Origin of the sequence: Mycobacterium sp. SMC-21 (assembly GCF_045310825.1) — a bacterium.
Classification (GTDB): Bacteria; Actinomycetota; Actinomycetes; order Mycobacteriales; family Mycobacteriaceae; genus Mycobacterium.
In genome coordinates this window covers 36,365-49,485 of record NZ_JBJIAO010000008.1, presented here as the reverse complement: position 1 = coordinate 49,485, position 13,121 = coordinate 36,365, and the positions used below count along the sequence as shown (strand labels likewise).

Sequence of the window (13,121 nt, the reverse complement as noted above, 5' to 3'; positions counted from 1 at the left end):
CCGTTGCGCTGCTGGACATAACACGATCAAACCAGAAGGGTCCGACAAAAACGGCGACGTGCTAACCGGCCAACGTCGACAACGACACCGACGGATCGGCGAGTGCCCCGACATCCACCGGCCGTCGCGACCGGATGAGCTTCTTGATGTCGTCGAGGCCTTCCCAGATGTTGACGTTCATGCCGGCCAGCACGCGGTGTCCACCGTCGAGCCAGAACATGGTGAACTCACGCGTGCCGAGATCACCGCGCGTGATGGCCATCTGGTACTGCGGCGCGTATCCGACGTACTCCATGCCGAGATCGAACTGGTCGGTGAAGAAGTAGGGCAGTTCGTCGTAAGTGGTTGCCGTGCCCAGCATTCCGTCGACGGCGACGGCCGGCTGCTTGAGGGCGTTGGCCCAGTGCTCGGTCCGGATCGGAACGCCGAACAGCGGATGCTCGGCGGCCGCGATGTCGCCGACTGCGTAGATATCGTCATCGCTGGTCTTGAGGGACTCGTCGACGGCGACGCCGCCGTCGGCGATGACCAGTCCGGAGCGTTCCGCGAACTCGACGTTCGGCTTGGCGCCGACCGCGACCAGTACCGCATCGGCCTCGACGGTGGAGCCGTCGCCGAGTCGCAGCCCCGTCGCCTTGTGGCCAGCGGTGGTGATCTCGTCGACCGTGGTGCCCAACCGCAGATCGACGCCGTGGTCCCGGTGCAGCCCGACGAACACCTCGCCGGCTTCCTTGCCCAGGGAGGCCTGCAGCGGCAGCGCGGCGGTCTCCACCACCGTGACGTCGGCGCCCAGCCCCCGGGCACTGGCCGCCACTTCGAGCCCGATCCAGCCGCCTCCGACTATCGCGAGCCGCCGGCCTTCGGTGAGTTGGGCCAGCAGTGCGGTGGCGTCGTCGATGGTGCGCAGGTAGTACACGCCGTCGGCGTCGGATCCTGGGATCGGAGGCTTGCGGGGGCGGGATCCCGTGGCCAGCAACAACTTGTCGTAGTGCTCGTGATCGCCGTCGTTGAACGCCACCATGTGCGCGGTGCGATCGAGCGTGGTGACCTCGGTGCCGAGTTTCAAGTCGACGTCGTGCTCGGCGTACCAGCTCTTGGGCTGCACCGTGAATTCTTCGATGGTCTTCTTACCGGCCATGAATTCCTTCGACAGCGGGGGACGCTCGTAGGGCAGCCGGTCCTCGGCGCCGAACAGCACCACCTGCCCGTCAAAATCCTTGCTGCGCAAGGCCTCCGCGGCTTTGGCGCCCGCCAGCCCGCCGCCGATGATCACAAAAGTGGGTGAGCCGGCCATTCGGGAATCCCTTCATCGATCTGAGTTGGTCTACGCTTCGATGCGTTCGCGGACGGTGTCGTCGAGCGACGCCCGCACGAGTGCGGCAGCCAGCCGCGCGTTCCGGTTCGGGGCCAGGCTGCCGAGCTTGCCGGCGTCCGTCGGCAGGCCCAGATCTTTCGCCGCGGCGAGTGCCCGATCGTCGAAATACGGTTGCACCCAGGTCCAGACGTCCTGGATCTCACGCAGGAAGATGTCGGCGCCCGTGCGGCCGATACCGTCGAACCCCTGCAGGGCCTTGGCTGCGGCTTTCACGTCGTGGTGCGCCCTGATCCGCAGGTTGCGCAGATCGCCGCCGTACTCGTCGTTGACCCGGGTCGCGATGTGGGTCATGCGGGTCGCCGAGCTCTCGTCGTATCTGGCGTAGCCGGCGCGTCCGAACGCCCTGATCATCTTGGCTGCGGTCGGCATCGAGTACCGCGGTGGGCGTGCGCAACCCGGCGCGGAACAGTTCTCGCGCCGCGGCGACCGCGGTTTCCGCGGCGATGGGCTTGCTCGCGAGCATGCACAGCGACAGCAGTTTGAACAGTGGCATCGGCTTGTCGCGGAGCGTTATCCCGGCTTCCTCGGCATACGTCGTACCGGCTGCGTCGAGCAGCCGCGCGACGATCTGTCGATCCCGTGCCATAACCCCCGGCATACCCGATGGCGCGGTGCGCAAACGCTACTTGGGTGGCAGCGTGCCCGCGTAGCCGACGCCCCGGTCGACCCAGGTCTGCAGTTGGCGTTTGGTTTTCAGGCCGTCGGCCGCCACCCGCAGCCAGCCCCGCATCTCGCGGCCGCCCATCACCATCAGTTCGCAGTGCGCACGTCCCAGCAACTTCTCTGTCTCATCGGGCGCAACCCGCACCAACAGGCCACCGTCGTGACTCGCGGCCACGGACATGTGGCCGTTCAGCAGGAACGCCAGCCCGCCGAACATTCGCTTTTCCTCGATGCCGCCGACCGGGCCGAGCAGCTCACGGATCCGGTTGGCCAGATCCTCGTCATAGGCCATGTGGTCAGTCTGCCCCAATCAGCCGTCGGCTTTGGCTATCTTGCCGCTGCGCAGTCAGCGAACACGTTAGATTCCACACGTGCTGATCGCGGCGTTACGTGACCTGCAGTGGCGGCGCCGCCGATTTCTCATCGCGGTCGTCGGCACTTCATTCGTGTTCGCCATGACGCTGGTGCTCACGGGACTGGCCAACGGATTCCGGGTGGAGGCCAGTAACACCGTCAATTCGCTCGGCATCGACTACTTCATGATCCAGAACGGGGCGGCCGGACCGTTCCTGGGTTCGTCGCCGTTCGCGCAGACCGAAGTCGAACGCGCGCAACGGCTTCCGGGCGTGCAGGCCGCCGCCGCAGTGGTCTATGCGGGCACGACGGCACTGGACAACGGGACGCCGCGGACCATGAACCTGTTCGGCGCCCCGACCGCCGGCCCCGGCATGCCGGCGATGTCGCAGGGTCGGCCGCCTGCCACGCCCGACGAGATCGCGGTGTCGTCGACGCTGGGCCGCAAGATCGGCGACCAGATGCACATCGCCTCGCACACACTGCAGGTCGTGGGGATCGTCGACAACTCCACCGTGCTGGCCCAGCAGCCCAATCTCTTCCTCACGACGGTGGGTGCGCAGCGCCTGGTGTACGGCGGGCAGCCCGTCATCGCGTCGGTCGGTATCCGGGGTGACCCGACCAGGGCGCTCGACGGCTACCGGCTGGTGGACCGCCGCGGTGCCATCGACGACATGATGCGGCCGTTGAAGGTCGCCGTCGATGCCATCAGCATCATGGCCGTCCTGCTGTGGGTGGTGGCCGCGACGATCATCGGCATGTTCATCTACATGTCGGCGATGGAACGCACCCGCGACTTCGCAGTGTTCAAAGCCGTTGGGGTGAAGACGAAATCGATGATGGGTGGGCTGGCGTTGCAGGCCGTGTTCATCGCCGTGTGCTCGGCGGCGATCGGCGTGCTGCTGGCGATGGTGCTCGGGCCGATGTTCCCGATGCGCGTCGACGTCCCGGCGGGTGCGTACCTGTTGCTGCCGGTCGTGGCCATCACGATCGGGCTGATCGCCAGCCTGGCGGGCATGCGCAGAGCGGTGACGATAGATCCGGCGATGGCATTCGGGGGGCCATAGACCATGAGCGGCTTACAGATTCGTGACCTGGTGGTGGAATACGGCAAGGGCGCCGACAAGGTCAGGCCCATCGACAATTTCGAACTGGAGCTGTCGGCGGGATCGCTCGCGATCCTGTTGGGTCCCAGCGGTTGTGGAAAGACGACGCTGTTGTCGTGTATGGGTGGAATCCTCAAGCCGACGTCGGGCCAGATCCTGTTCGACGGTATCGACGTCACCACGCTCGGGCCCAAGGCGCTGACCGACTATCGCCGCAATACCGTCGGCATCGTGTTCCAGGCGTTCAACCTGGTACCCAGCCTCACGGCCGCCGAGAACGTCATGGTGCCGATGCGGGCCGCGGGCATGAGCCGCGGCGCGGCCCGGCAGCGTGCCGCGGAACTGCTCGACCGGGTCGGTCTGGCCCACCGGATGACTCACCGCCCCGGTGACATGTCGGGCGGACAGCAGCAGCGCGTCGCCGTGGCACGGGCCATCGCGCTGGACCCGCCGTTGATCCTCGCCGACGAGCCCACGGCGCACCTCGACTTCATCCAGGTCGAGGAGGTGCTGCGGCTCATCCGGGAGCTCGCCGACGACCGCGTGGTGGTGGTCGCTACTCATGACAGCCGCATGCTGCCGCTGGCGGACCGGGTGATCGAGCTGGTCCCCACCGTCTCCAGCACCGAGCGGGAGCCCGAGGTCTTCGAACTCGACGCCGGGGATCTGGTGTTCGAGCAGACGACGATCGGCGACCTGATCTACGTCGTGCGGGAGGGCCGGTTCGAGATCACCCGCGAGATGCCCGACGGCGAGACGATGCTGCTGTTCACCGCGGGCCCCGGCGAGTACTTCGGCGAGATCGGGCCGCTGTTCGGGATTCCGCGCACCGCGACGGTGCGTGCCCTCACCGACGGGGTCGTCGTCGGCTACACCGTCAAGGATTTCCGGGCCCGGCTCGGGCCCGACCGCATCCACGAGCTCATCGAGCACCGCGCGATCCACCTGGCCGACGAACCGCCGTCGGCCGACATCGCCTGAGGGTTCCGTTCTATCCGCGAGCAGACACAAAACTGTCGAATCTCGGTCGAAAATGACAGTTTTGCGTCTGCTCGCGGTATTCGGTTGTCAGGCGGCGTTGGTCACGGCCTCGGCGGCCGGCTCCAATGCCTGGGCGATGATGTCGGCGACGTCGGTCATGGGCCGCACGTCGAGTGCGTCCAGGACCTCGGCCGGGACGTCGTCCAGATCCGGTTCGTTGCGCGACGGGATGAAAACCGTTGTCAGCCCGGCACGTTGGGCTGCCATCAGCTTCTGCTTGACCCCGCCGATGGGCAGCACCCGCCCGTTCAGCGTGACCTCGCCCGTCATCCCGACGTCGGAACGCACCTGCCGCCCGGTGGCCATGGAGACCAGCGCGGTCACCATCGTCACACCCGCGGACGGACCGTCCTTGGGCACCGCACCCGCGGGCACGTGCACGTGGATGCGACGGTCCAGAGCCTTCGGGTCGACACCCAGCTCCGCGGCGTGCGACCGCACGTAGGACAGCGCGATCTGTGCCGACTCCTTCATCACGTCGCCCAGCTGACCGGTCAACTGCAGACCCGGGTCGCCGTCGTTCGATCCGGCCTCGATGTAGAGCACATCGCCGCCCATGCCCGTGACGGCCAGGCCGGTCGCCACGCCCGGGACCGCGGTGCGCTCCGCCGACTCCGGCATGAAGCGCGGACGGCCCAGGTACTCGACCAGATCCGGTTCATCCACCGTGACCGCGTCGGCACCCGACGCCAGCCGCGTGGTCACCTTCCGCAGCGCCTTGGCCAGCAGCCGCTCGAACTGCCGCACGCCCGGCTCACGGGTGTAGTCCGCGGCGATCTTGCGCAGCGCCGCGTCCGTCACCGTCACCTCGTCGGTGGTCAGCGCCGCCCGTTCGGCCTGCCGGGGCAGCAGGTAGTCGCGGGCGATGGCGACCTTGTCGTCCTCGGTGTAGCCGTCGATCTGCACCAACTCCATGCGGTCCAGGAGCGCCGACGGGATGTTCTCGATGACGTTGGCCGTCGCCAGGAACACCACATCGGACAGGTCCAGATCCAGGTCCAGGTAGTGGTCGCGGAACGTGTGGTTCTGCGCCGGGTCCAGCACCTCCAGCAGCGCCGCCGCCGGATCGCCGCGGTAGTCCGAGCCCACCTTGTCGATCTCGTCCAGCAGCACAACGGGATTCATGGAACCGGCCTCGCCGATGGCCCGCACGATGCGGCCCGGCAGCGCACCGACGTAGGTGCGCCGGTGCCCGCGGATCTCGGCCTCGTCGCGCACGCCGCCCAGGGCGACGCGGACGAACTTGCGGCCCAGCGCGCGTGCCACCGACTCGCCCAGCGACGTCTTACCGACGCCCGGAGGCCCGGCCAGCACCATGACGGCGCCCGAGCCGCGGCCGCCGACGACGGCCATGCCGCGCTGAGCGCGGCGGGCCCGCACCGCCAGGTACTCGACGATGCGATCCTTCACGTCGTCCAAACCGTGGTGGTCGGCGTCCAGGATCTCCCTGGCGGCCTTCAGATCCGTCGAATCCTCGGTGCGCTCGTTCCACGGGAGCTCGAGCACGGTGTCCAGCCAGGTCCGGATCCAGCCGCCCTCGGGGGTCTGCTCGCTGGACCGTTCCAGCTTGCCGACCTCGCGCAGCGCCGCCTCCCGCACCTTCTCGGGCAGATCGGCCGCCTCGATGCGGGTCCGGTAGTCCGCGGGCTCCTCGGCCCCGGCGCTACCGTCCAGCTCGCCCAGCTCCTTGCGGATGGCATCCAGTTGCTGGCGCAGCAGGAATTCCTTCTGCCGCTTGTCCATGCCGGCGCGGACGTCCTCGGCGATCTTGTCGTTCACCTCGACCTCGGCCAGGTGCTCACCGGTCCACTCGATCAGCAGGTGGAGACGACGACTCACATCTGAGGTCTCCAGCAGCTCGCGCTTCTGCACGTCCGTCAGGTAGGACGCGTAGCCCGCGGTGTCGGCCAGTGCCGACGGCTGACTGATCTGATTGACGGCATCGACGATCTGCCACGCCTCGCGGCGCTGCAGGATGGCCAGCAACAGCTTCTTGTACTCGGCTGCCAGGGTGCGGGTTTCCTCGGTCGCCTCGGTCTCGGCGATCTCGTCGACCAGAACCCACAGCGCACTGCCCGGGCCGGATGTGCCGGACCCGATGTGTGCGCGCCGCTCACCGCGGACGACGGCGGCGGTTCCGCCACTGGGCACGCGGCCGACCTGGACGATCGACGCCAGGACGCCGTGGGTGGGGTAGCGGTCGTCGAGGCGGGGAGCGATGAGCAGCTTCCCGGCCTCGCCGGCGGCTGCGGCGGCCTGGGCCGCGTCGACCGCGGCACGTGCGGCCTCATCGAGTTCGATGGGCACGACCATGCCCGGCAGGACGATCGGCTCGGTGACAAACAGGACGGGAACAGCGATGGGCGCTGTTGTGGCGTCAGACATCCGTACCTCCAAAGTTGAATCTCCTGCGCTCAACCTTTGGGGGTGTCGATTTGTTCCAGGGTCGTCGGCTCGCCCTGTTGGCGTTCTTCCCAGCGGTTCGCGGCCCGTTTGCCGACCACGAACGTCGCAGTCATCAGCAAGCCGGTGGTGACGAGCGACAACGCCGAGGTCAGAGCGTTGGCGACGTCCACCGGGGTGGAGAAGATGACCGCCAGATGCAGTGCGGTGCCGACGAGCAGACCAACGCCCCACATCGCTGAGAGCAGAATGTGCACGCGCCGCCGGTAAGCGACCGCGGCCGGGCCGGTGTCGTGTTCTTCGGTCTGAACTCGCTCCGACACGATCTGGGTGAGCGGTGTGCCGACCACGCAGCTGCCGAGGAAGACCAGGCCGCCGAGGCCGCCCACCAACGTGTTGCCCGCCAGCAGCATTCGCGGATCCGACGTGCTGACCCCGACGGCCAGGCTCAGGCCGAAACTGAGCATGAGGTAACCCGCGAACGGGTCCAGACGGCGCGCGCTGATCGCGTCGTAGGCGACCTTGCCGCCGGCCAGCACCGTGGCGGTGAGCAGCGCCACATATTCGGACACGCCGGCGGCCCGCAGTCCGTAGTACGCGATCAGTGGCGGAGCGATGTCGAGCAGGACGCCGCGGATGATCGGTCGCATGGACTGTGCCTGGCTCACGGCGACGACAGTATGCGGCGATCCTGAGTGGTAGCCAAAAGCGGGAGCCTGCCGTCTCGGGGGTAACGGCAGGCTCCCGTACTGAATAGTGAAGCACCCGGGACGTCCGGTTCCTCGTGTCGATGCCGAAGAGTGACGTCGCAGTTGGCTAACGGTTGGGACTCGGAACAGGGCTCACGGCCGGAAGTAGGCCGCGTACAGCTCCTTCATGGTGTCGGCGAATTCATCGACGGGGCCGTCGACGGGCACGCCGGGCGCCACGGCCGAAATGGGCAGCGCCGCAACGGGGGAGGGTGCCACGCCCCATTCGCCGAGCCAGCCGCCGAGTTGCGCCGACGACGTGGCGTAGACGATGCGGCCCAGCCCCACCCAGGCGTGCGCGGCCGAACACATGGGGCAATGCTCACCGGAGGTGTAGGTAACCGCGGCGGCGCGCTGCGCGGGATCGAGATTGGTTGCCGCCCAACGGGCGATGGCGAATTCGGGGTGCTGGGTCTGGTCTCCGCCGGAAACCCGGTTGCGGTCCTCGAAGACGACGACGCCGTCGGCATCCACCAGCAGCGAGCCGAAAGGTTGGTCGCCGTCCTCCAGCGCCTCACGGGCCAGCTCGACGCAGCGGTTCAGGTGGCGCAGATCATCGGCGGTGACGGTCATGGCGTGAAGTTTACGGAGTCACAGATCGTCGATACTGATGATCCGATCCTGGATGGCGCGTGCCACCAGCGCGGCTTTCGTGCCGGCCGGGCGGCCGGCGGCGATGTATTTGGCCCGGATGCGCTGCAGGTGGGTGCGCACGGTACTGGGCGCCAGGAACAGTTGCTGCGCGACGAGTTCCTTGCTGTCCGTCCGGAACCACGCCAGGAGCACCTCCTGCTCGCGTGGCGCCAGGACCGGGCGCAGACAGAAATCCCGGTCGTCGAGAGCGGCGGCCACGTTCGGCCCGACATAGGGGAACGGGGTCACGGCCGCCCGGATGGCCTTGAGCAGGTGCTCCCGGCCTTCGGTCTGGATGAGGTAGGTCCGGGCGCCCGAATCGATCGCGGTGCGGATGACGTCGCGGTCGGTGAGATGCGAATACACCACGACGTGGTAACCGCGGTTGTCGAGATCACGCACCGCGGCGAGGCTGTTGGCTTCGTCCGCCTTGAGTCCCAGGACGACCACCTGGGCGTCGTCTTCGGGCACGGGCCGCCGCCGCAGAAACTCCTCGGTGTCGGCGAAGTAGGACGTGGTCGTCGCGCAGAGTGCGTGGTCGTCACGGAGCCAGGCCGCGATGCCGGCATGGACGACTTCGTACGAGTCGACGACGGTCACGCGTGAGACCTGACATCCAGCGAACGGATCGATCCGCATCGGCCTGAACTCCTTAACAACCAGATCCGCCGGCTCGCCGGCAGTATCCGGGATCGCATTGCCGTGTTGTCCGTCGAAGTTTGCTGCGTGCACGCCGGCGGCACTTGTGCCGAAACTCTAGTGCGCGGGTGTGACGATGTACAGCATTCCGGACAAAGGTGCGAATGTTTGGCAATTGTGCGGTACATCGACGTGGCGATGTGCTACCACGGCGCGTGATGGGCGCGGGATCGCGGAACGACGGTCTCGGTAAATCGGCTTTCGGGCATCCTGTATCGCATTTGCTGCAGCCATGTTTCATGGTTGCTACGGCCAGTGCGATCCGTCGCGGTGGTTCGCCTGCCGGAGGCCGCCGTGGCCATGGCGAAAACTGTTGCCGCGCAGGCAATGGGACCCCACTCTCGACAGCCCGATTAGAACGTGTTCTAGTTCAAGGGTGCTCGAGGACACATTGCAGAAGCTGAGCGCCGACGAGGTGGCGCGAATGCGAGCCGTCTACGAACCGCTGACGCAGTCCGTACGCGAACTCATCGACGCCACCATCCGGACAGAGGTCGCCGCCGAGGCCATCGCCGCGGTGCAGGCCGAGATCGACGCCGCCACCGCCCAGCTCCGGGCGCAGCAGCTCGAAGGCTCGTTCGGGATCCGGTTCGGCGCGCACGGCAGCGAAATGCCCTGGGGCAACGCGGTGATCGGGCTCCGCAATCCGATTGCCCCACCGGTGGTCCTGATCCGGGCCGGCGACGGCAGCGTGTCCGCCGACTTTCACCTCGGCGCCGCATATGAGGGGCCGCCCGGCCACGTCCATGGCGGGGTGTCGGCGATGATCCTCGACCATGTGCTCGGCGAGGGCGCGAGCCTGCCGGGGCAACCGCGGCTCACCGGCACGCTCACCATGCGCTACCGGCGCATGACGCGGCTCGGCGACCTGCACACCGCGGCCCGCATCGTCCGGACAGAGGGCATCAAGACCTATGCCGTCGGGCACATCGCCGATGCCGAGGGCATCACGGTGGAGGCCGAGGGTGTGTTCATCACGCCGCGCTGGGCGCGGGACTGACGGGGAGATTCGATGGAGAAGGTCATGGTCACGCTGCGGCGTGACACCGCCGACGACGCCTGGTGCGAGCGTCTGCGCACCGAGGTCGCCGGCGAGTTGCTGGCGCTGGGGGTGCCCGGGCTCGCGGTCAACGTCAAGGACGGCGCGGTCCGGGACTCCCTGATGCTCCTGACGACACTCGATCCGCCGGTCGTCGCGGTGGTCAGCGTCTGGACACAGCAGTACTACGGCGCGCAGATGACCGCGGCGCTGGATCGACTGCGGGCCGAATGCACCGAACTGGCCGCATATCTGGTCACCGAATCGGTGCCGATGGCCGGTCCGGCCATCGCCGTCGGTGAGCGCACCACGGGCCTGGCGAACGTGGCGCTGCTGCGGCGTCCCGACGGCATGGACGAGCGAGAGTGGTTCCGCCGCTGGCACCTCGACCACACCCAGGTCGCGATCGACACCCAATCCACGTTCGGTTACACGCAGAACGCCGTGGTGCGCGCGCTGACGTCCGACGCCCCGCAACTCGGCGCCATCGTCGAGGAGCTGTTCCCCATCGAGGCGACGACGAGCCTGCACGCCTTCTTCGGCGCCGCCGACGACGCCGATCTGGCCGACCGCGCCGGCAAGATGGCCGCCAGTACCTCGGCCTTCGGCGCCAACGTCAACATCGACACCGTGCCCACCAGCCGCTACATCATGCGAAACCCGTTTGGAGACAACCTGTGACCGACGCCGCGCTCGTTCAGATCGACGACACCAACCGGGTCCGGACCCTTACCTTGAACCGGCCCGACGCACTCAACGCGTTCAGTGAAGCGCTGTACGACGCCACGACCATCGCACTCAAAGAGGCCGCCGCCGACCCGGACGTCTCGGTCGTCCTGCTCACCGGCGCCGGCCGGGCGTTCAGTGCCGGAAACGACCTCGTCGAGATGCAGGAGATGGTCACCAACCCCGAATATCAGATGGGGGAGTACGGATTTCCCGGCCTGATCGAGGCGCTGACGGCGTTCCCGAAGCCGCTGATCTGCGCGGTGAACGGCGTCGGCCTGGGCATCGGCACCACCATCCTCGGCTATGCCGATCTGGCGTTCATGTCGACGACGGCGCGGCTCAAATGCCCGTTCACCAGCCTGGGCGTGGCGTCGGAGGCGGCGTCGTCCTACCTGCTGCCGCGGTTGATGGGCCGGCAGAACGCCGCCTGGCTGCTGCTGTCCTCGGAATGGGTGAGCGCCGAGGAAGCGCTGCGCATGGGTCTGGTGTGGCGGGTCTGTGAGCCCGACGACCTGCTGCCGGAAGCCCGGCGCCATGCGGAAATCATTGCCTCGCGGCCGCTTTCGAGTTTGATGGCCGTCAAGCACGCGATGGTCGAGCCGACGCGGGAGGCGATCGTCGCGGCGACGCAGCGCGAGTCCGGTCAGTTCGCCGAGTTGCTCGGCGGGGCTGCCAACGCCGACGCGCTGAGCGCGTTCGTGGGGCGTAAGGGCTAACCGGCCTTGTGCACCGGGCAGTCGGTGCGGGCCGCTTCGATGATGGCCCGCACGGTCCGGCGGCAGCGGCCGCAGTCGAGGCCGGCGCCGCATTTCTCGGCGATCTGCTTCGACGTGGTCGCACCATCCGCGACGAGTTCGGTGACGACCTGGCTCGTCACTCCGGTGCACAGGCAGACGAACATCAGTCGGCCGCCTCGATCGACGTGATGTGGGCCAGGGTCCCGACGAACACCGTGGGATAGACGCCGAATCCGGCAGCCGACATCCATTCGGCGGCGGCGTCGGGGTGGTCGATCCAGCGGCGGGCGGCGGCCTCGTTCTCGATCTGCTGCAGGATCAGCACCTCGTGGCCGTCGTCGAAGGCGCGGTACACCCAGACCTTGCACACTCCGGCCTCCCGGAACCGGGCAGCGGCGTCGTGCACCTTGTCCATCAGGGCGGGCACGTCCTCGACCGCGGTCACGACGCCGACGACGACCGACGCGACGGCATGCTGGCCCGGTGGTGGTTCGGCGAGCTCGATCTTCTCGACCACTTCACCGGCGAAGATCGCGGGGATGTCGTCCACGCCCGAGGCGTCGAAGAATTCGAATATCGCCGGCGAACGCAGAACTTCGCGGACGGAATTGGCATTGCGAATTCCGACCGTGGCCAATACGCGGCCCGGTTCCCACAACGATGAATACACGACGACGTGATGTGCGGAGAGCTCCGTCAGAATTGAGCGGTGCGATTTCAGTCGTTCCCACATCGATTCGACATCGTCGACCCGATAATCCGCGGCGAGAATGAGCGAGTGCAACGGTTGCTCGCTCATCGGTTCCTGCCATTCCGGGGGTCGTTCGTGTCCGCGGACGGGCGCCGCGGGGGTTAGTGCAGTCTAACCTTACTTAGGGCAGCCAGTCCATAGCTGCTGGCCAGCGGCGGAGTCGCCGATCGCGAAACCGGGGAATCGGCGTCGAATCGGTTGGGAAACACCGACCGATCCGGTCGCCTGTCCGGGTTTACTCGACTAGGTTTGGAACAGGCACGTTGTTGTTCCGCGCCGGTGACACTTGACCCAGCCCGATGGTGTTTAAAGGAGCCGAAATGCAAGGCGACCCCGAGATCCTCAAACTGCTCAACGAGCAATTGACGAGTGAACTCACTGCGATCAACCAATATTTCCTGCATTCGAAAATGCAGGACAACTGGGGCTTCACGGAATTGGCGAAGCACACGCGTGAAGAGTCGTTCGAGGAAATGCGCCACGCGGAAACGCTCACCGACCGCATTCTGTTGCTGGACGGTCTGCCCAATTACCAGCGGTTGTTCTCGCTGCGCGTCGGCCAGACCCTGCGCGAGCAGTTCGAGGCCGATCTGGCCATCGAGTACGAGGTGGTCACCCGCCTGAAGCCCGGCATCATCATGTGCCGCGAGAAGGGCGATGCGACGAGCGCGAACATCTTCGAGGCCATCCTCGCCGACGAGGAAGGCCACATCGACTATCTGGAAACGCAGCTCGAGCTGATGGACAAGCTCGGCGAGCAGCTCTACGCGGCACAGTGTGTGTCGCGCCCGCCGTCATAGGCGGTCCCCGTCGGACGCGGCCTCGCCCTTCGGGGTGGGGCC

At 67.2% G+C, this 13,121-nt stretch carries 14 protein-coding genes and 1 pseudogene; 6 read left to right on the top strand and 9 right to left on the bottom strand.

Annotation, left to right across the window (positions count from 1 at the left end; all coding sequences use genetic code 11):
- Nucleotides 1–61 precede the first annotated feature (61 nt).
- From ACJH6H_RS10715 to ACJH6H_RS10705, 3 genes and pseudogenes are all read right to left on the bottom strand, one after another.
- On the bottom strand, nt 62–1,294 hold the full coding sequence (locus tag ACJH6H_RS10715) for an NAD(P)/FAD-dependent oxidoreductase (RefSeq protein ID WP_406774829.1): 1,233 nt from the start codon (nt 1,292–1,294) through the stop codon (nt 62–64).
- 30 nt (nt 1,295–1,324) lie between these two features.
- Nucleotides 1,325–1,961, bottom strand: a pseudogene (locus ACJH6H_RS10710) (endonuclease).
- A 36-nt stretch (nt 1,962–1,997) separates the two neighbouring features.
- Complete coding sequence (locus ACJH6H_RS10705) at nt 1,998–2,330, bottom strand: TfoX/Sxy family protein (protein WP_212811316.1); 333 nt, start codon at nt 2,328–2,330, stop codon at nt 1,998–2,000.
- A 79-nt stretch (nt 2,331–2,409) separates the two neighbouring features.
- Here ACJH6H_RS10705 and ACJH6H_RS10700 point away from each other — a divergent pair, with 79 nt between their 5' ends.
- Nucleotides 2,410–3,459 (top strand): ABC transporter permease, encoded by a 1,050-nt coding sequence (locus ACJH6H_RS10700; RefSeq protein WP_406774828.1) that lies wholly within the window; start codon nt 2,410–2,412, stop codon nt 3,457–3,459.
- 3 nt (nt 3,460–3,462) lie between these two features.
- A complete protein-coding gene (locus tag ACJH6H_RS10695) occupies nt 3,463–4,479 on the top strand; it encodes an ATP-binding cassette domain-containing protein (RefSeq protein ID WP_406774827.1) in 1,017 nt (338 codons plus the stop codon).
- A gap of 87 nt (nt 4,480–4,566) precedes the next feature.
- Here ACJH6H_RS10695 and lon read toward each other — a convergent pair whose 3' ends face one another.
- The 4 genes from lon to ACJH6H_RS10675 form a co-directional block, all read right to left on the bottom strand.
- A complete protein-coding gene (lon, locus tag ACJH6H_RS10690; protein WP_318984973.1) occupies nt 4,567–6,924 on the bottom strand; it encodes an endopeptidase La in 2,358 nt (785 codons plus the stop codon).
- Nucleotides 6,925–6,953: 29 nt separating this feature from the next.
- Nucleotides 6,954–7,610 carry a VC0807 family protein gene (locus tag ACJH6H_RS10685; protein ID WP_406774826.1) on the bottom strand — a complete coding sequence of 219 codons (657 nt, stop codon included), beginning with the start codon at nt 7,608–7,610 and terminating at the stop codon, nt 6,954–6,956.
- Nucleotides 7,611–7,784: 174 nt separating this feature from the next.
- The gene (locus ACJH6H_RS10680; RefSeq protein ID WP_406774825.1) at nt 7,785–8,264 is read right to left on the bottom strand and encodes a nucleoside deaminase; all 480 of its coding nucleotides are present in this window, start codon (nt 8,262–8,264) and stop codon (nt 7,785–7,787) included.
- A gap of 18 nt (nt 8,265–8,282) precedes the next feature.
- A complete protein-coding gene (locus ACJH6H_RS10675) occupies nt 8,283–8,963 on the bottom strand; it encodes a LuxR C-terminal-related transcriptional regulator (protein ID WP_406774824.1) in 681 nt (226 codons plus the stop codon).
- A gap of 436 nt (nt 8,964–9,399) precedes the next feature.
- Here ACJH6H_RS10675 and ACJH6H_RS10670 point away from each other — a divergent pair, with 436 nt between their 5' ends.
- From ACJH6H_RS10670 to ACJH6H_RS10660, 3 genes are read left to right on the top strand one after another with little or no spacing between them, the layout of a single operon-like run.
- Nucleotides 9,400–10,023 (top strand): PaaI family thioesterase, encoded by a 624-nt coding sequence (locus ACJH6H_RS10670; RefSeq protein WP_061001235.1) that lies wholly within the window; start codon nt 9,400–9,402, stop codon nt 10,021–10,023.
- 12 nt (nt 10,024–10,035) lie between these two features.
- Nucleotides 10,036–10,743, top strand: a complete 708-nt coding sequence (locus tag ACJH6H_RS10665) for an EthD domain-containing protein (protein WP_267325775.1) — start codon at nt 10,036–10,038, stop codon at nt 10,741–10,743.
- Nucleotides 10,740–11,507, top strand: a complete 768-nt coding sequence (locus ACJH6H_RS10660; RefSeq protein ID WP_133427437.1) for an enoyl-CoA hydratase/isomerase family protein — start codon at nt 10,740–10,742, stop codon at nt 11,505–11,507. The genes ACJH6H_RS10665 and ACJH6H_RS10660 overlap by 4 nt, the downstream gene beginning before the upstream one ends.
- Here the strand turns inward: ACJH6H_RS10660 and ACJH6H_RS10655 are convergent.
- Together ACJH6H_RS10655 and ACJH6H_RS10650 are read right to left on the bottom strand one after the other, a co-directional pair.
- Complete coding sequence (locus ACJH6H_RS10655; RefSeq protein ID WP_061001233.1) at nt 11,504–11,692, bottom strand: bacterioferritin-associated ferredoxin; 189 nt, start codon at nt 11,690–11,692, stop codon at nt 11,504–11,506. The genes ACJH6H_RS10660 and ACJH6H_RS10655 overlap by 4 nt on opposite strands.
- The gene (locus ACJH6H_RS10650; protein ID WP_133427438.1) at nt 11,692–12,327 is read right to left on the bottom strand and encodes a fatty-acid--CoA ligase; all 636 of its coding nucleotides are present in this window, start codon (nt 12,325–12,327) and stop codon (nt 11,692–11,694) included. Before ACJH6H_RS10650 ends, ACJH6H_RS10655 begins: the two co-directional genes overlap by 1 nt.
- Nucleotides 12,328–12,599: 272 nt before the next feature.
- Between ACJH6H_RS10650 and bfr the strand changes: the two genes are divergently transcribed.
- Nucleotides 12,600–13,079: a bacterioferritin gene (gene bfr, locus ACJH6H_RS10645; protein ID WP_020100210.1), complete on the top strand. Its 480-nt coding sequence runs from the start codon at nt 12,600–12,602 to the stop codon at nt 13,077–13,079.
- Nucleotides 13,080–13,121: the final 42 nt, after the last annotated feature.